We start from the raw sequence: 17,183 nt of genomic DNA on the forward strand, positions 1-17,183 counted from the left end.
TCCTTGGCAGTAAAGAACTACCAAGGACATTCTAGTACCTGCTATGCGGTGTTACGTTCCGTTGCGGTACCTCAATGTGTGGGCACGCAACGGTCGTTCCTGCGCGGCTGGTTATTTTTTGCGGCGTGAATCCAGGTACATCTGCTGGACGTCGGTGAGCTGGTTGCCGTCCGAATCCAGGTGATGACGCGTCCACTTGCCGTCTGAGTCAAGATGCCAGTTGCTGGTGGTTTCTGACATGTAGTTGCTAAACATATCGAGCAGGTACTTGATGTGTTCGCGGTGCTTAACGCGCACTAGGGCCTCAACACGGCGGTCGAGGTTGCGGTGCATCATATCTGCCGAGCCAATGAAGACCACCGGTTCGCCGGCGTTTTCGAAGGTGAAGACGCGGGAGTGTTCCAAGAAGCGTCCCAGGATTGAGCGGACCTTAATGTTTTCGCTGAGACCGGGAACATTTGGACGCAAGGCGCAGATGCCGCGTACAACCACGTTGACTTCGACGCCTGCCTGCGATGCGCGGTAGAGCGAGTCGATGATTGCCTCGTCCACCATTGAGTTGCACTTGATCTGAATCTTGGCTTTACGGCCAGCCAGCTTGTGCTCGATTTCTTTGTTGATGCGGTCGATTAGACCTGAGCGCAGTGAGCGCGGTGCAACCAGCAGCTCGCGGTAGGTGGTCTTCGGTGCGTAGCCTGAGAGCTGGTTGAACAGGCGTGATACGTCTTCGGTGATCTGCTGATCGCAGGTGATTACACCCAGATCTTCGTAGAATCGTGCGGTGGACGGGTGGTAATTACCCGTACCGATATGCGCGTAGCGACGCAGCCCGTCGGCTTCTTTGCGCACCACCAGTGAGAGCTTGCAGTGAGTCTTTAGACCCACGATGCCGTACACCACGTGAACGCCAGCGCGTTCTAGCTTACGAGCCCAGTTGATGTTCGCTTCTTCGTCAAAGCGTGCCTTAATTTCAACCAGCGCCAGCACCTGCTTGCCAGCTTCGGCTGCCTCAATGAGCGCGTCCACAATGGGGGAGTCACCCGAGGTGCGGTACAGGGTCTGCTTGATTGCCTGAACATTGGGATCAGCGGCAGCCTGTTCCAAGAACGCCTGCACAGAGGTCGCAAAGGAGTCATAGGGGTGATGCAGGAGCACGTCGTGCTCGCGGGTTGCCGCAAATACCTTAGCTGCCTTTGCAGTCTCAGTGGAATTGAGCCAGCGAGAAGTATGGGCAACATGCTTGGGGTAGTGCAAGGCAGGACGGTTGGCGCGAACAATGGGAGCCATACCGCGCAAATCAAGGGGAGCGGGAAGCTTGTACACTTCAGACTCCACCACGCTGAGTTCAGATACCAGAAGCTCAAGAATGTTGGGGTTAATGGTGTCTTCAACTTCAAGGCGTACCGGAGGGCCAAAACGGCGGCGCAGAAGCTCTTTCTCCAGCGCCTTCAACAGGTTTTCAGCGTCGTCCTCTTCAACTTCCAAGTCCTCGTTACGGGTCACACGGAAGGCGTGGTGTTCTACAACCTCCATACCGGGGAAGAGAATATCAAGATGCTCAGCGATAATCGCTTCAAGGGGAATGAACAGAGCTTCCTTACCCGGTGAGTTGACATCGCGCATCGATGACACTGGAATCATACGATCTAGCTGATCAGGCACCTTCAGACGAGCGAAAAGCTCTTTACCGGTCTGCGGGTTGCGCACGATGACAGCCAAGTTCAAAGAGAGACCCGAGATATACGGGAAGGGGTGCGCCGGATCAACAGCAAGCGGAGTAAGAATGGGGAATACTTCTTGACGGAAGTAATCACCTAGGCGCTTCTTCGCCTCATCATCGATATCTTCCCAGCTGACAATGCGAATGCCTTCTTTTTCAAGCTCAGGATAAACCTGATCGCGGAAGACATGAGCCTGGCGTTCCTGAAGCTGGTGGGCAGCTTCAGCGATTTCTTCCATCTGCTCTTCAGGCGTCAAACCAGCCGCAGACGGCACTGCAATACCGGTTGCAATACGACGCTTGAGACCAGCCACACGAACCATGAAGAACTCATCGAGGTTGCTGGTCACAATGGAGAGAAAGTTCAGGCGCTCTAGAAGAAACAGGTCGGGATCTTCAGCGAGTTCAAGGACGCGGGTGTTGAAGTCCAGCCAGCTGGTTTCACGGTCCAAGAAGCGGTCTGAGCCGAAGTCTCCGGCAAGATGAGGGAGCGTGATTTTTTCGCCGACGTCGATGCGGTCGCCGCGGGTTTCGGCTCGCTCAATTTTGTTGATGTCTGTGGCGATGTGATGAACCGCCTGAGGCTGCTTATTTTCAGCAGCTGGTGTCTTGCTCATTGTCGTCTCTTTCCGGTAATGACTCGGGTGGATGTGGTCTCTTGGTAAAAATTAGTGGGTGTACATGCGATCTACGCTGAGGTCTTCAAAGCCTAGCGAGCGGTAGAGATGCATGGCTGCCTGGTTGTCGTCATCGACATAGAGGACGATGCGCTCTAGCTGAGCCCCGTTCTCGGTGCGGTACTGCGCCAGATGGTTCATACCGGTGAGCGTGAGTGCCTTACCCAGCTTTTTGCCCTGCCATGCGGGCGAGATGCCTACCGCGTAGACCTCGCCTTCTTCTGCAGTTTCAACCTTGGTCCAGTGATAGCCCGCTAACCCATTGGGCGCGTGGGCGATGAAGAACCCGCGAGCATCAAACCAGGAGCTCTCCATGCGCTGTGCTAAATCATCGTGGGTGAGCTTGCCCTGCTCCGGATGCGACGCGAACGCCGCTGCATTGAGGGTTAACCACGCGAGCGCGTCGGTTGCGGGTTCAAAGGTCTTGATGGCAATTCCCTCCGGCAAAGCCGCGTTTTTGGTCGCGTTCTCGATACGCGTACGGCTGTCATCGGTAAGAAGCACAGCCATCTTGTGCAACTCGCGCACAGGAGTAAAACCGTACTGCGAGGTGAGTTGTTCAGCGGCGCTCGCGATAGCATCACCTTCACCGGTGAGAACCTGATGAACCCAAGCCGTGTACTGCGAGAGGTTTTCCTTCCCCAGTGCTGAAATAACGAACGATACTGCCTGGGATGCAACACCGCGTCCACGATGCTTCGGTGAAACTGCACCTTCTAGTACACCAGCTGCATCCGGGGTGGGTACAACAGCTACCCACGCGCCTAAGATCTCAGAGTCGTCGTTGGAGATGAAGAAAAGTCGTGCTTTAGAAGCAGACCGGTTGTGAGTGCCGTCGGTACGCGCTGCGCTTTCTTGGCGGACAGCAACAAGAGTTTGCTCAGAAAAAGCAGAGGTACCGTCGTGTGCAGTGACTGCATCAACAAAGGCCTCGAACTGTGCAAGGTGCTTAGCGCTCATATCGCTTTCTAGCGGGGTAAGACCCAGATGCTCAGTGTGCATAGTATTCCTTCGTTGATAGCTCTTGCTTACCTATTTACTCTACCCAAAACCAAGAAAATAAAGGTAAATAGAGCCGAAGTTACGCTAGAAGGTTTACTTAGATGTCATCTTTCGACGAAGAACGCGGAGCGTTGAAACTGTAACCCACATTTCGCACGGTCGAAATCATGTGCTCGTGGTCAGGTCCCAACTTTGAGCGCAACCTACGAATATGAACGTCCACGGTGCGCGTGCCACCGTAATAGTCGTAGCCCCAGACCTCCGACAGCAACTGAGCGCGGGTAAACACGCGTCCTGGGTGCTGAGCTAAAAATTTCAACAACTCAAATTCTTTGTAGGTGAGGTTGAGCGGGGCCCCTGCCAGGCGGGCAGTGTACGATGCCTCATCGATAGTTACCTCGCCGCTACGAATAATGGAATCGTCAGGTTCTTCTGGCAGGGAATGAGCAGATGCTAAGCGTAGGCGAGCCTCAAGCTCAGCGGGGCCGGCGGTGTCAAGAATAATATCGTCAACTAGCCACTGACTAGAAACCGCAGCCATACCGCCTTCGGTTAGAACCATCAACAGCGGAGCGGTAAGACCCGATGATTTGAGAAGTTGAGCAGTGTTGCGCGCCAGCACTAAGGCATCGCGGGCGTCAATCAAAATCACTACACCCGCATCGCGATTAAGGACGCTTGAGTCTGTAGATAGCGGAAGGATCGTCACCCTGTGGTTCAGCAAATCAAGGGCAGGTAAAACCTCACCGCTTGTATAAGCAGTATCTGATAACAGCATCAGATGGGTCATGTTTCACCGCCAGCCTACTTTTAGAAGAATCTTCTAAAGACACAATTTCCAAAATTAATACTACAAAACACAACCACGAACCTTTAGAAAAAGCGTTTCACAGAGCAAGATGGTGTGTAATAAAGTTTCACCATTCACCGCACTCAGTGCCCAAGGCGAAAGACGGCAGAACTCACCGTGACTCATACTGAACATTCAGATGCACAGACCACCAAGTTGCGTACCTTCGTTCCTGAGCTCAAGCAGATTCGCGATAAGCAGCGTCGCAAGATGTATGAGGGTCGTATTGGGGCTATCGGAGCATCGCCTCAGTCGCGCTACCGTCTAGTGGGTATTGCTGCGTGTGTGACTCTGCTGGCTGTAGTGGTTGCCTCTATTATTCATCCGTATGTTTCGGCAGCGGTCTGTTTGGGTGTTGTGGCACTGGTCGCTGGCGGTTGGCCTGCGGCCACTGGCGTGGCTGAGCTCCGTGGAACCCATAGAATTTATCAGCACTCCACGATCATTCTGCTCTCCGGTGTGGTGTCGGTGGTGCTAGCACTGACGACTCCCTCAGCTGATCGCTTGGCGATGCTGCCACTGGTGGCAGCGGTAGGCATCGTCTGCAGCTTTCTCGTTGAACTGGTACGCGGCGAAGGGTCTAAAGGACGCCTGGAGTCCACTATTTCTTGTGTCACGGGTGTGCTCGCTTCTGTTTCTGCCGCTGGCTGGGTTGGCATTTCACGCATCTATGACACACCGGGGGGAGCCTTGCCGATTCTATTGACCGGCGTCATCTTCGCTCTTTTGGTGGGACTAATTGGTTTGCGCATCATCTCAGCAGGTCCTAAAGAAGGGCCCCGTCGCGGCGCCTTAACACTTGGCGTAACACCCGTAGCATTTATTGGCGTTGTCGGTTACACAAGTGCGACCTTTCTCACCTATGTGCTAGGGTAAAACCATGATTCAAGCACTAGAAATTCTCTTCCTCTGCCTGCTGGGTGGAGCATTTGTATTCATCTTCGGTGGTATGGCTGCAGTTGTTCGCGGTCTCTTCCGAGGTCAGAAATAAATCACCTTTTACCCGAGTGGGGTTGCTAGCGAAGTAGCTGGCAACCCCATTTTTTGTGCCCATTTACGGCAGCGGGGTGTGATGCGCGGATCGCGCGGGTGTGTTTATGCTCCCAAACCGTCAAAAATTATCTTGCAGTAGTGCAAAAGTTGCAGAAGTGCATCTAGTATTGGTGAGTCTTAAATAGTTTTTCACCTACTTCAAAGTGAAGGTTTAAATGTCAGTAGCCCCCGCGGAGCGTGCTTCAACAGCATCCGCACAACCGGTGATGACACAGCGCCAGATTACGCTTGTCATCGTTGGCCTCATGGCCGGCATGTTTCTGTCATCTCTCGACCAAACCATCGTCTCCACCGCAATCCGCACCATTGGCGATGATCTTCACGGTCTAGAGCAGCAGGCGTGGGTAACCACCGCCTACATGATCACTTCTACGATCTCAACGCCGATTTACGGCAAGCTTTCCGATATCTTCGGTCGCCGCCCTCTGTACCTTTTCGGTATTGGCGTTTTCATTCTGGGCTCTTTGCTTTCATCATTCTCTACATCGATGATGATGCTGGCGGCTTTCCGAGCTTTCCAGGGCATCGGCGCAGGCGCTCTCATGTCGCTTCCTATGGCGATTATGGGCGATATGCTCGCTCCTCGTGAACGTGCAAAATACCAGGGTTACTTCCTGGCTGTCTTCGGTATTTCATCAGTGCTGGGCCCGCTCATCGGCGGTGTTTTCGCCGGTGCTGACAGCCTTCTCTGGGTGACCGGCTGGCGCTGGGTTTTCCTGGTGAACGTGCCGATCGGTATTATCGCGCTCGGTATGGTCTGGAAGTTCCTGCACCTGCCTTCATTCGGCAATAATGCCGCTAAGCCGCGCATCGACTGGTGGGGTGCAACGTTCGTTATTGTTGCTCTCGTTCCCCTCTTGCTGGTTGCTGAGCAGGGACGCGAGTGGGGCTGGGGCTCTACCGCATCAATCGCCTCCTATGTTGTCTCCGGCCTTGGCCTGATTGCTTTCTTGATTGTTGAATCCAAGATGGGGCAGGATGCGATTATTCCGCTTCACCTCTTTGGTAACGGTACTTTCTCGATGTCAACCATCCTGGGCTTCTTGGTGGGCTTTGCGATGTTCGGCGCGATGATGACTATTCCGCTGTACTTGCAGATTGTTGTGGGCTTGACTCCTACTGAATCAGGTTTGGCAACGCTACCGATGATGGCGGGCATTATGCTCTCATCGATTGTTTCCGGTCAGATTGTGTCTAAGACCGGTAAGTACCGCATCTTCCCGATCATCGGTACCTTGTTGGTTACTGCCGGTTATTACTACTTAACCTTCTTGACCGTTGATCGCCCCCTGTGGTTCTTGATGATCGGTATGTTCATCATTGGTTCAGGTATGGGTCAGCTGATGCAGTCATTGACTTTGGCAACTCAGAACGCTGTGCAACCGCGCGATATGGGTGTTGCGACCTCAGCTGCTACTTTCTTCCGTCAGATTGGCGGCACCATGGGTACCGCGGTTCTGTTGTCAGTTTTGTTCACCGCTATGCCCAACAACATCATGAGCGCTATGAGCAATGAAGATGATCTTCGTTCGGCGTTGGATGCTGCGACCAATCCGGCTGTGGCTTCAGCTCCTGAGAATGCCGGCATCATGGATCAGATGTGGAACAAGATTGTTGATCCTGTTAAAAGCAATATTCAGACCCAGCTTGATGGTGGAGCTAACCAGGCAAAGGCTGCCGCTGATCAGGCTGTGCGTGATCAGGTAACCGCTGCGGTTCAAGGACGCGTGGACTCCGGTGAGATTCCGGCAGAGGCTGCGCAGGGCATCATTGACCAGCAGGTTGCTGAAAATCAGGGTGCAGCTGAAGAACAGGCGCTGAGCGCTGCCGCTGAACAGGCTCATGCAACTGTTTCAAACGGTACCTTGACTGTTGACTGGGCTAATGACGATCAGCGCACCTACTGGGTTGATCAGATCGCTCCTCAGATCTCAGAGGAAATTTCTAACAACGCTGATTCTGACAGCGAAAATTCCGATGATTCTGCATCAACGTCGGATACTTCATACCTCGATGGTGCAGACTCACGTTTGACTCGCCCGTTCATGCGCGGTTTCACCGAGTCAGCTGTAACGGTGTACTGGGTAGGCTTTGTCGCGATTTTGGTCGCGTTCATCCTGTCGCTGTTCTTCAAGGTTCCGCCGCTGCGTAACTCATCAGCACTGCAGGAAACCGCCGATAAGCATCATGCCGATAACCGCGAACCCGAGGCAGTGACCTCAAGTAACGTCATCGTTGCCAAGACGGTTGCTCCCGGTACCGCGGCGCAGGCGATCGTTCCAGAAGGTATGGAAGATCCTGCAAAGACCGAAGACAAGGTTGAATCTAAGCCTTCAGCATCCCGCGATTTCACCTACTCGGATGCGGCTCCCGTTGCAGCTGTAGTAGCGCCCGCGCCGGAAATTGCAGACCGTGAGGCCGTGCGCGCTCACGACAGCCGTGCGACCGCAGAAGAACCAGCAGAGCAACCGGTGTATAACGTGCGCGTTGTACCTTCTGCTGATCACTCGGCACCGGCGCAGCGCATTTCAACGGAAAGCATGATTGCGCTTGCCACCTCTACAATGTCGATGATCGTTGCAACTATTGCCTTGATTAAATCAAGCAAGAAGTAACAACTTTTCGACACAAGCGGCCAGAACCCCAGACGGTTCTGGCCGCTTTTTCGCATCCTGAGAGAAACGTTGTGAGGCCTGTTCACCGCAGGGATAACTCTCTGTGCCAACCTATAGCGCCGTAATAGACTAGAGACATGGCTATTGAAATTCCTTCAAATCTTTCACCCGAACTCGTACCGCTTTCTTGGATGCTTGGCACCTGGGAAGGTACCGGTTCCCTCTGGTACGAAGGCGAGGAGCAGACTCCTTTCGGTCAGATCATTACCTTTACTCAAGACGGTTTGCCCTTCATCGAATACCGCGCGGAGTCTTTTTTGCTTGACGATGACGGCAACAAATTGCGTCCTATTTCTGTCGAGACAGGTTTTTGGCAAATTGACCGCGAACAAAAAGACGGCGACGTTGGCCCCGGTCTGGTAGCGGCAGATATCGTCCCCGAGTTTGCAGACGCAGAATCCGTCGAAAAGCTGCGCAACGCTGACGACGGCTTCAACATCATGGCAACCATCAGCCACCCCGGCGGCATCAGCGAAAATTACGTGGGCATGGTTAAAGGCCCCGTTGTGCGTATGCAGACCGGTAACCTCATGCGCGATGAAATCTCTAAAGAATACGCGGGATCTGTTCGTCTGTGGGGTCTTGTAAACGGCAACCTCATGTGGGACTGGGAAACCGCCAATCCCGAGACCAAGAAGCTCGAGAAGCACGCATCCGCAGAACTGCGCAAGACCTCCAGCATGAGCGGTGAATCGCTGGGTACTACCATGTTCGGCTCACTGGATGAGAGCGAAGAAAGCAACGACAAATAATGAGTGATTACGTCAGCCCTTTGATGCAGCGATACGGCACGTTCTCTGCAACGGGAGCGGACGCTGGCGTCGCGGCACACTATGGCGATCCAATGCGTGAACAGCGCCGTTTGGCACGCGCTACCGATCAGCCCGTTATCGTTGATTTTTCTCATCTGGGTGTTGTAACAGTCACCGGTGCTGACCGAGGGACATGGTTGACCACCTTGTCATCCCAGGTCATGACTTCTCCCGATGTTGCTCGGGGCAGTGAGTTGCTTTTGATGTCGGTTCAGGGGCGCATTGAGTTTTACGCTCACGCCGTTGAAGCTCACGACACCGTGTGGCTAATTGTCGAACGCGACCAGGCTCAGCCGCTCACTGATTTTTTGAACAGCATGAAGTTCATGCTGCGCGTTGAGATTGAAAACCGCACAGCAGAGTACGCGGTAGTGGGATCAACTCAGAACATGGCCCAGCTTGATGCTGCACCCGATACTTTGAAGGACGCAGTAACCTGGTGCGACCCTTGGCCTGGCATCGTCACCGGTGGCTTCAGCTATGCTGCAACCGACAATCACCCTGGAACGGAACGCAACTGGTATCTGTATATTCTTCCCGCTGAGCACCTTGAGGCTCTGGGGGAGAGCTGCGAACTAGCCGGTACGTGGGCTGCAGAAGCACTACGCGTAGAGGCATGGCGTCCTCGCGCAGCTTACGAAATCGATGAGAAAACAATTCCTCACGAGCTCGACCTCATGCGCACCGCTGTCCACCTCAATAAGGGGTGCTATAAAGGTCAGGAAACCGTGGCACGCGTGCACAACCTGGGTCACCCGCCGCGCCGTCTGGTCTTTCTGGACCTCGACGGCACGGAGCATACACAGCCTCCGGTAGGTTCAGCGGTGTATGCGGGAACCAAGAAGGTCGGACGCGTCACCTCGGTAGCCTTGCACCACGAGGCAGGACCAATCGCGCTTGCAGTTATTAAGCGAAACGTAGATCCTAAGGCGCAGTTGATTGTTAGTGAAGAATCGTTAGCTGATGACGGTGAAAAGAACGCACCTACTGTCGACTACGCAGCCTCACAGATGGTGATTGTTGCACCCGACGCCGGTCAGGTTGTCGGACGTCGAAATATGGGAGACTTCCTCCGCTAGGAGCCTAACAGCCCTCTAAACTGCAAAAGAAAAGCGTCCGCACTCACTACCGAGTGCGGACGCTTTTCTATAACTTCCTAAAAGAGCCTTGGCTTAGCGGCCGAAGAGAACCTTAGCCTCCTCCCAGCGGTGCTGGGGAACGGTCTTAAGACCGTCGAGTGCCTCTGAGAAGTCAACACGCTTGATATCGGTGCCCTGCAGAGCAACCATCTTGCCCCATTCCTTGTCATGGATCATGTCGACAACGCCCATGCCCAGGCGGGTTGCAAGCACGCGGTCAAAACCGGTGGGGGCGCCACCGCGCTGGATGTGACCCAGGGTGGTGTTACGGGTTTCGATGCCGGTGATGCGTTCGATTTCGTGGGTGACGTATTCGCCGATGCCACCGAGGCGGGGACGACCGTCCTTCTCTACGCCCTTGTCGTGCATTACTTCTTCGAAACCTTCGGGAATGAAGCCCTCAGCAACAACAACGAGCGGTGAGCGGCCGCGGTCGTGTACTTCTTTGACCCACTGTGAAACCTGTTCCATGGAGACCTTCTGCTCGGGAATCAGCACAGCGTGAGCACCTGCTGACATACCTGAGTGCAGAGCAATCCAGCCTACGTGGCGGCCCATAACCTCTGCGACCATGCAACGGTGGTGTGATTCGCCGGTGGTGCGGATGCGGTCCATTGCGTCGGTTGCGATGGAAACAGCGGTGTCGAAACCGAAGGTGTAGTCGGTTGCCTGAAGATCGTTATCGATGGTCTTGGGAACACCAACAACGGGAAGACCCGCGTCAGCCAGGCGCTTTGCACCAGCGAGGGTGCCTTCACCACCGATAGCTACGATTGCATCGATGCCGTTCTTTTCAAGCATGATTTCGATGTTCTCGGGGCCACCGTTGCCATCGAAGGGGTTAGTGCGTGAGGTGCCGAGGATGGTGCCACCTTGGCGTGCCAGACCGCGAACCTTGGTACGGGGGAGATCCATGTAATCGCCCTCTACAACACCGCGCCAGCCGTCGCGGAAGCCTACGAATTCGTAGTCGTATGTTTTGATGCCGTTGAGTACAGCACCGCGAATAACAGCGTTGAGGCCGGGGCAGTCGCCGCCGGAGGTGAGCAGACCGATCTTCATGGGAGGATCTCCTAAAATTTTCCAGGTGGAAATGGTTGATGTTGGCACCGTGATGTATGTTTGTGATCTTTTTGCACGAGTTTTCATCTTGTGCGACGACTGTAAACACCAATGCCAGTTGGTTTCTATTGTAGTAAATCTGTTGTTATGTGGGTAGCTGTGGAAGTGGTTGTTGAGTATGAACTTTCCCTCTGCATTAGGTGTATTTTTACCTAAACAAACCGCGGAGAAGCAGTGGGGTTAGCGTAATACTTCAGCATTGTGGCAAGAATGTATGGATGCGATGGCGACAGTCGCTACGATGAGGCGAGCCCTAATATCGAGTTGAGATGATGTTGACCATTCTCAGCATGTCACGCAAAGCAGGTAAATTATGTCGAATGACCGTCCCACCTATGCTCTCAATGACCCCATCCAAAAATCAGCATTGGTGACAGTACGTGACGGCAAGCTTTTGGTGGCTCGTAGCTATGGTAAGGACGCGTTTTACGTGCCCGGCGGTAAAATCGAGACTGACGAAACCGCTGAGCAGGCTTTAGAGCGAGAGGTTCAGGAGGAGCTGGCAACGAAGCTGGTTGAAGAATCCGCGGTCGAGCTCGGCGTGTTTACCGGTTAAGCCCACGGTAAGCGCGAAGGTGAACAGGTCAATCTTCACGCTTTTGCGGCCGTCCTTGAGGGGTCTCCGCAGGCGTCCGAAGAAATTGAAGAGCTGCGGTGGGTGGGCGGTGCAGAGGCAGAGCAGGTTTCATCTGCCGGGCAGTTGATTCTTGCTGACCTCGCCAAAAAGTCTGTGGTGACCGGTGCTGCTAACTCGCGTCGTGCTGTGCTTTTTGACTTGGACGATACCCTGTTTTTAACGCGTGAGGTCAAGTGGGAGCACCATCGGTTTGTTGCTAAGGATTCTTTCGGTATCGACCTGACGGACGAAGAACTTACCGAGCACTGGGGTAAACCGTTCGAAGAAATGATCGCCCTGCTCTATGGCGGACTGGGAACACCCGAGGAACGTCTTGAGGCCAATAAAGCTAGCAATGAGCGTTTTCCTAAAAAGCCTATCGACGGTGCATTGGACGCGGTGAACGAACTGCTGGATCGCGGTATTGCGGTGGGAATCATTACATCTACAGTGACGGAACGAGCGGTCGCTGAGTTGACACGCCACGGATACCCGATGGATCGCCTTTTGCTGGTGCAGGGAGCTGATCTTACTGACTTCCATAAGCCTGATTCTCGCGTCTTTGGCAGAGCGTCCAAACTTTTGAAGGCGTTAGGGAAAACCGAGGTTACCTATGTTGGCGATGCACTGACAGGCGAGCAAGCGGCATTGGATGCCGGGTTCAACTTTGTTGCGGTAACCACCGGTCTTTTTGAAGCTGATGACTTCAGCTCTCGCAGCACTGTTCTATCGGATCTCAAGAATCTGCCTGAGCTTTTCGCATAGACCTTATCCATGGATAAGGGACAACAATAGCCTCTTGCCAGCACAAAGTGGCAAGAGGCTATTGTTTGAAAAGAAACAGTTTACTTGGCGGTTGCCAAGAGCTTCTGGATGCGTCCTACGCCTTCTGCGAGGTCGTCATCGCCGAGTGCGTATGAAAGACGCAGGTAGCCTGAGGGACCAAATGCTTCGCCCGGAACCACAGCAACTTCTGCTTCGGTCAAAATGATTTCGGCAAGCTCAGCTGAGGTCTTCGGGGTCTTGCCCGCGATTTCCTTACCCAGTAGCTCACGCACATCCGCATACACGTAGAAGGCTCCCTTAGGAGTGGGGCAGTGGACACCCTCGATAGCGTTGAGAGCTTCGACGATGGTCTTGCGGCGGCGATTAAATGCTTCGTGCATCTTGTTGACGGCATCCAGTGAACCTGAAACTGCGGTGAGCGCTGCAATCTGAGCTACGTTGTTGACGTTGGAGCTCAGGTGCGACTGCAAGTTGGTTGCTGCTTTGACAACGTCGGTGGGGCCAATCAGCCAGCCCACGCGCCAGCCTGTCATAGCGTAAGTCTTTGCTACGCCATTGAGGATGACGGTGTTCTCAGCCAGTTCGGGAACGGCTTTAACCATGGAAGTGAAGGGAACGCCGTCGTAGGTGAGGTGCTCGTAGATTTCGTCGGTGAGAACAAAGATGCCCTTAGCCAATGCCCACTCACCGATAGCTTTGGTTTCTTCGGGAGTGTAAACAGCGCCGGTGGGGTTAGACGGAGAAACAAAAATGAGTGCTTTCGTCTTTTCGGTGTAGGCTTCCTCGAGCATCTCGGGGGTGACCTTGTACTCAAGCTCAGATCCGGCAAAAACTTCAATGGGGTTACCACCGGCTAGGCGGATTGCCTCGGGGTAGGTCGTCCAGTAAGGAGCGGGCAGCAACACATCGTCGCCCTCATCAATGACGGTTGCAAAAGCTTCGTAGACTGCCTGCTTGCCGCCGTTAGTAACAATCACCTGAGCAGGATCAATGTCGATGCCTGAATCACGCTTGGTCTTCTCAGCGATTGCCTTCTTGAGCTCGGGCAAACCAGCGGCGGCTGTGTAGCGGTGATTTTTGGGGTCGCGAACGGCTTTAGCTGCTGCTTCGACAATGTAGTCGGGAGTGGGAAAGTCAGGTTCACCCGCGCCGAAGCCAATAACCGGGCGTCCTTCTGCTTTTAGAGCCTTAGCTTTGGAGTCGACAGCCAAGGTCGCACTCGGAGCAATCGCCGCAATCCGGCGTGAAATTCGTGATGACATGGGACGCTCTCTTTCCGTGGTGCACGTTTCTAGCGGTGCGATAACAGTAATGTCCGTGGTTAAAAGCATAATGATGCGCGCGGAGCGGAGCGTGTATTGTCGCCGTGAAATACCGCAGTGAGACATAATCAACTGTGTTTTGGCGGGCCGCAGGGGTGCAATAGGGCGCACGGTGCAGAACGCTGAGACCAGCTGAATTGCAAAATATTTTTTTATCCCTTAGAGTTGTACCTGTTGTTCGCAACCGGACAACTGTTTTATGTCTTGTATCAAGACATAAACCCTAGAAGTAATTAGTACTTCAAAGGGCGGTGGCTCAATTGGTAGAGCAGCGGTCTCCAAAACCGCAGGTTGCAGGTTCGAGTCCTGTCCGCCCTGCTTTCAAGCCTCAGTTATATTATTTTTTCAAGCGGTTCATCTGGCGCGATATCCGCTCATGAATCAACGAAAGGGGCGTCGCATCTATGGCTAAGTCTGTTGTTGCTTCTGCCGGACGCACACCCGAAACTGACAAGCGTCGTGGATTCTTTGGTCGCATTTTGCAGTTCTTCCGCGAAATCATCGCAGAACTCAAAAAAGTTACTACTCCCACTAAAAAAGAACTGGCCAACTATGTAGCTGTTGTTCTGGTATTTGTGGTTTTCATGATGCTCCTCATCTTTGGTCTTGACTACCTCTTTGGTCAGGCAGCATTCTGGATTTTCGGTAACGGAGATATGCCTGGCGCTTAGCGTTGAGTGCTTAAGTTACCAAAATAATTTAGACTTGAGTTTAGAGATTTAGACTTAACTGAACGAACTAAGAACCTTCGTTACATTTTGTGTGTAACGCGAGGTTCTTTCAGTATCACGGAAAGCAGGCAAAAGTGTCCGACCAGGAACTTTCACCCGAAACCGAAGAAGTTGTAGAGACTTCTTCTCAGCACACCGAAGAAATCGACGCGGAGTCAACCGGCGCCGAAGAGCCCGCTGAGGCTGTTGAGGTAGCTGCTGCTCAGGTAGCGGAAGAAACTGAAGATGCGCCTGCAGTGGATCCGATGGAAGAATTCAAGTCCAAGTTGCGTCGCCAGGAAGGTGAATGGTTCGTCATTCACACCTACGCTGGCTACGAGAACCGCGTGAAGACTAACCTTGAAACCCGCGCTCAGACCTTCAACGCCGAAGAAGACATCTTCGAGATTCAGGTTCCGATGGAAGAGGTCATGGAAGTTAAGAACACTTCCAAGAAGCTCGTTCGTCGTGTGCGCATCCCCGGTTATGTTTTGGTTCGCATGAACCTGACCGATGAGACCTGGGGCGTTGTCCGCCACACTCCCGGTGTGACCGGCTTCGTGGGCCAGGACGCTTACAACCCTGTGCCCTTGCGCTTGGATGAGGTTGTTGACATGTTGGCTCCTGTCTTCGAAACCGAGCAGGCCGACGCAGGCGAGGCACCTGCGGCTGCACCCCAGTACGAGACCGGCTGGGAAGTTGGCGAGGCTGTCACCGTCAAGGAAGGCCCGTTCGAGGGTATGCCCGCGACCATTTCAGAAATCAAGCCCGAATCATCCTCAATGGTTGTTCTTATTTCTGTCTTCGAGCGCGAGACCCCCGTGACCTTGAACTTCAACCAGGTCACCAAGATGTAAAACTTTTGATACGAAAGCCCCACTCCCTGTTCAGGGAGTGGGGCTTTTGTAGTGGTAAGGACGGTTGTTCGGATAGTTGGTGTGAAGAAAAGAACACCGGGGGAATTCAGCTTTCATTGGTTTTAAAACCTTAAAGCCACTAAGATATTTAGTTGCATGTGTTCGCTCACGCTTAGCGGGCTCATGCAGGGCAACCGCGCCACGGTTGCCAACCGCCAACGTCACGCTCCTGTGCGTTGGTTCCACAGCTAAGAAAAGGACGCTACATTGGCTCCCAAGAAGAAGGTCTCAGGCCTCATTAAGCTGCAGATTCAGGCAGGCGCTGCTAACCCGGCTCCTCCCGTTGGTCCCGCACTGGGTCAGCACGGCGTGAACATCATGGAGTTCACCAAGGCTTACAACGCTGCAACTGAACACATGCGCGGCAACATCGTTCCGGTTGAAATCACCGTTTACGAAGACCGTTCATTCACCTTCATCACCAAGACCCCTCCGGCGTCAGGCCTCATCAAGAAGGCTGCTGGCGTTGCTAAGGGTTCAGGTGTGCCCCACACCAACAAGGTTGGTTCAATCACCGAGGCACAGGTTCGCGAAATCGCTGAAACCAAGATGCCCGACCTCAACGCGAACGACATCGATGCAGCTGCAAAGATCATTGCAGGCACCGCTCGTTCAATGGGTATCGAGGTTAAGTAAGGCCTCCCGTAGCGCAAGCTACACTTGAAAATTTTTAAGCGCTTACACCTACACGAGTGTGAGCATGTGGCAGGGCCCGCGCGGCTCATAATGACCACAACTGCATAAGGAGATAAGCAGATGGCAAAGCGCAGCAAGGCGTACAAGGCAGCTGTAGCCAAAATTGAAGAGGGTAAGTTCTACACCCCCGCAGAAGCAATTGCTCTTGCGAAAGAAACCTCTTCAACTAAGACCGACGCAACCGTTGAGGTGGCTCTTCGTCTTTCAGTTGACCCCCGTAAGGCTGACCAGATGGTTCGCGGTACTGTAAACCTGCCTAACGGCACCGGTAAGACCGCTCGCGTCGTAGTTATTGCTGAAGGCGATAAGGCAGCTGAAGCAGAGGCAGCAGGCGCAGATTTCGTTGGTTCAGACGAACTGATCGCTAAGATTGCTGGTGGCTGGGTTGACTTCGACGCAGCAGTTGCAACCCCCAACCTGATGGGTAAGGTTGGTCGTTTGGGTAAGGTTCTTGGTCCTCGTAACCTCATGCCGAACCCCAAGACCGGTACCGTCACCATGGACGTTACCAAGGCAGTTAACGACATCAAGGGCGGTAAGATCGACTTCCGCGTTGACCGTAACTCAAACCTGCACTTCATCATTGGTAAGGCATCATTCTCAGAAGCACAGCTTGTTGAGAACTTTGAAGCAGCACTTGAGGAAATCAACCGCCTCAAGCCCTCATCATCAAAGGGTCGCTACATCTCAAAGGCTACCGTTGCTACCACCTTCGGCCCCGGCATTCCCGTGGACCCCTCAGAGGTTGCGGCATAATCTAGCTTTGTAGATTAGAGCTTTTATAAAAATCCGGCGTCTTTCCTGTAGGGGAGGGCGCCGGATTTTTATTACTGAAACAGTCTGAGGTTTTGGGGATGTGCGTACGTTCGAAGGCAAGTATAGTAAGCGGCGAACTGGTGGGTCTGGCATGAATCGCCTCATGAGCGAAGCGAATCAGGCGAGAAGGATTGTTTGCCGCTTGCTGTACTTTCCGCGGGCAGCACTCAGCGAATGTACTTCAACGGCTTTCGATAGCCGTTCTATTTTTAGGTTTCTTCGGACTGGCAGTGAGCCTCATCTACAGACGCCAGCATCGTAACTCCGCCA

General features: G+C 53.5%; 15 protein-coding genes and 1 tRNA gene. 11 read left to right on the forward strand and 5 right to left on the reverse strand.

From position 1 onward, the window contains the following. Positions 1 to 111: 111 nt before the first annotated feature. The 3 genes from IDM49_RS02970 to IDM49_RS02980 form a co-directional block, all read right to left on the reverse strand. Positions 112 to 2,337 (reverse strand): RNA degradosome polyphosphate kinase, encoded by a 2,226-nt coding sequence (locus IDM49_RS02970; RefSeq protein WP_168614521.1) that lies wholly within the window; start codon positions 2,335 to 2,337, stop codon positions 112 to 114. Between the two features lie 51 nt (positions 2,338 to 2,388). Next, positions 2,389 to 3,399, reverse strand: coding sequence for a mycothiol synthase (gene mshD, locus IDM49_RS02975; protein WP_190724979.1), 1,011 nt, complete (start codon positions 3,397 to 3,399; stop codon positions 2,389 to 2,391). Positions 3,400 to 3,496: 97 nt separating this feature from the next. Then, positions 3,497 to 4,189 carry a winged helix-turn-helix domain-containing protein gene (locus tag IDM49_RS02980; protein ID WP_168614523.1) on the reverse strand — a complete coding sequence of 231 codons (693 nt, stop codon included), beginning with the start codon at positions 4,187 to 4,189 and terminating at the stop codon, positions 3,497 to 3,499. A 177-nt stretch (positions 4,190 to 4,366) separates the two neighbouring features. Between IDM49_RS02980 and IDM49_RS02985 the strand changes: the two genes are divergently transcribed. The 4 genes from IDM49_RS02985 (at position 4,367) to ygfZ (ending at position 9,868) form a co-directional block, all read left to right on the forward strand. Next, positions 4,367 to 5,125: a hypothetical protein gene (locus tag IDM49_RS02985; protein WP_168614524.1), complete on the forward strand. Its 759-nt coding sequence runs from the start codon at positions 4,367 to 4,369 to the stop codon at positions 5,123 to 5,125. 332 nt (positions 5,126 to 5,457) lie between these two features. Then, positions 5,458 to 7,917 carry an MDR family MFS transporter gene (locus IDM49_RS02990; RefSeq protein ID WP_228008168.1) on the forward strand — a complete coding sequence of 820 codons (2,460 nt, stop codon included), beginning with the start codon at positions 5,458 to 5,460 and terminating at the stop codon, positions 7,915 to 7,917. Between the two features lie 137 nt (positions 7,918 to 8,054). Beyond that, on the forward strand, positions 8,055 to 8,729 hold the full coding sequence (locus IDM49_RS02995) for an FABP family protein (protein ID WP_190724980.1): 675 nt from the start codon (positions 8,055 to 8,057) through the stop codon (positions 8,727 to 8,729). Beyond that, positions 8,729 to 9,868, forward strand: a complete 1,140-nt coding sequence (gene ygfZ, locus IDM49_RS03000) for a CAF17-like 4Fe-4S cluster assembly/insertion protein YgfZ (RefSeq protein WP_190724981.1) — start codon at positions 8,729 to 8,731, stop codon at positions 9,866 to 9,868. The genes IDM49_RS02995 and ygfZ overlap by 1 nt, the downstream gene beginning before the upstream one ends. 93 nt (positions 9,869 to 9,961) lie before the next feature. Here ygfZ and IDM49_RS03005 read toward each other — a convergent pair whose 3' ends face one another. Next, positions 9,962 to 10,990, reverse strand: a complete 1,029-nt coding sequence (locus IDM49_RS03005; RefSeq protein ID WP_168614527.1) for a 6-phosphofructokinase — start codon at positions 10,988 to 10,990, stop codon at positions 9,962 to 9,964. 373 nt (positions 10,991 to 11,363) lie between these two features. Between IDM49_RS03005 and IDM49_RS03010 the strand changes: the two genes are divergently transcribed. Beyond that, positions 11,364 to 11,606, forward strand: a complete 243-nt coding sequence (locus tag IDM49_RS03010) for an NUDIX domain-containing protein (RefSeq protein ID WP_190724982.1) — start codon at positions 11,364 to 11,366, stop codon at positions 11,604 to 11,606. 102 nt (positions 11,607 to 11,708) lie between these two features. Beyond that, positions 11,709 to 12,431 (forward strand): HAD family hydrolase, encoded by a 723-nt coding sequence (locus IDM49_RS03015; RefSeq protein ID WP_190724983.1) that lies wholly within the window; start codon positions 11,709 to 11,711, stop codon positions 12,429 to 12,431. 80 nt (positions 12,432 to 12,511) lie between these two features. Here IDM49_RS03015 and IDM49_RS03020 read toward each other — a convergent pair whose 3' ends face one another. Next, complete coding sequence (locus tag IDM49_RS03020; RefSeq protein WP_190724984.1) at positions 12,512 to 13,714, reverse strand: pyridoxal phosphate-dependent aminotransferase; 1,203 nt, start codon at positions 13,712 to 13,714, stop codon at positions 12,512 to 12,514. A 305-nt stretch (positions 13,715 to 14,019) separates the two neighbouring features. Between IDM49_RS03020 and IDM49_RS03025 the strand changes: the two genes are divergently transcribed. From IDM49_RS03025 to rplA, 5 genes are all read left to right on the forward strand, one after another. Beyond that, positions 14,020 to 14,092: transfer RNA gene (locus IDM49_RS03025), tRNA-Trp, on the forward strand. Positions 14,093 to 14,178: 86 nt separating this feature from the next. Next, positions 14,179 to 14,445, forward strand: coding sequence for a preprotein translocase subunit SecE (gene secE / locus IDM49_RS03030; RefSeq protein ID WP_168614530.1), 267 nt, complete (start codon positions 14,179 to 14,181; stop codon positions 14,443 to 14,445). Between the two features lie 134 nt (positions 14,446 to 14,579). Then, positions 14,580 to 15,341 (forward strand): transcription termination/antitermination protein NusG, encoded by a 762-nt coding sequence (gene nusG / locus IDM49_RS03035; RefSeq protein ID WP_190724985.1) that lies wholly within the window; start codon positions 14,580 to 14,582, stop codon positions 15,339 to 15,341. A 267-nt stretch (positions 15,342 to 15,608) separates the two neighbouring features. Beyond that, complete coding sequence (gene rplK / locus IDM49_RS03040; RefSeq protein ID WP_168614532.1) at positions 15,609 to 16,037, forward strand: 50S ribosomal protein L11; 429 nt, start codon at positions 15,609 to 15,611, stop codon at positions 16,035 to 16,037. A gap of 120 nt (positions 16,038 to 16,157) precedes the next feature. Further along, positions 16,158 to 16,853, forward strand: coding sequence for a 50S ribosomal protein L1 (rplA, locus tag IDM49_RS03045; RefSeq protein WP_168614533.1), 696 nt, complete (start codon positions 16,158 to 16,160; stop codon positions 16,851 to 16,853). Positions 16,854 to 17,183: the final 330 nt, after the last annotated feature.

It is taken from the genome of Rothia terrae, from assembly GCF_014705925.2.
Classification (GTDB): Bacteria; Actinomycetota; Actinomycetes; order Actinomycetales; family Micrococcaceae; genus Rothia; species Rothia terrae.

Excerpts from the sequence above, each read along its gene's own strand:
- ygfZ (WP_190724981.1), top strand. The coding sequence starts at position 8,729 with ATGAGTGATTACGTCAGCCCTTTGATGCAGCGATACGGCACGTTCTCT.
- IDM49_RS03005 (WP_168614527.1), bottom strand. The coding sequence starts at position 10,990 with ATGAAGATCGGTCTGCTCACCTCCGGCGGCGACTGCCCCGGCCTCAAC.
- IDM49_RS03020 (WP_190724984.1), bottom strand. The coding sequence starts at position 13,714 with ATGTCATCACGAATTTCACGCCGGATTGCGGCGATTGCTCCGAGTGCG.
- rplA (WP_168614533.1), top strand. The coding sequence starts at position 16,158 with ATGGCAAAGCGCAGCAAGGCGTACAAGGCAGCTGTAGCCAAAATTGAA.
- IDM49_RS02980 (WP_168614523.1), bottom strand. The coding sequence starts at position 4,189 with ATGACCCATCTGATGCTGTTATCAGATACTGCTTATACAAGCGGTGAG.
- IDM49_RS02995 (WP_190724980.1), top strand. The coding sequence starts at position 8,055 with ATGGCTATTGAAATTCCTTCAAATCTTTCACCCGAACTCGTACCGCTT.
- IDM49_RS03010 (WP_190724982.1), top strand. The coding sequence starts at position 11,364 with ATGTCGAATGACCGTCCCACCTATGCTCTCAATGACCCCATCCAAAAA.
- IDM49_RS02990 (WP_228008168.1), top strand. The coding sequence starts at position 5,458 with ATGTCAGTAGCCCCCGCGGAGCGTGCTTCAACAGCATCCGCACAACCG.
- IDM49_RS02970 (WP_168614521.1), bottom strand. The coding sequence starts at position 2,337 with ATGAGCAAGACACCAGCTGCTGAAAATAAGCAGCCTCAGGCGGTTCAT.
- secE (WP_168614530.1), top strand. The coding sequence starts at position 14,179 with ATGGCTAAGTCTGTTGTTGCTTCTGCCGGACGCACACCCGAAACTGAC.
- mshD (WP_190724979.1), bottom strand. The coding sequence starts at position 3,399 with ATGCACACTGAGCATCTGGGTCTTACCCCGCTAGAAAGCGATATGAGC.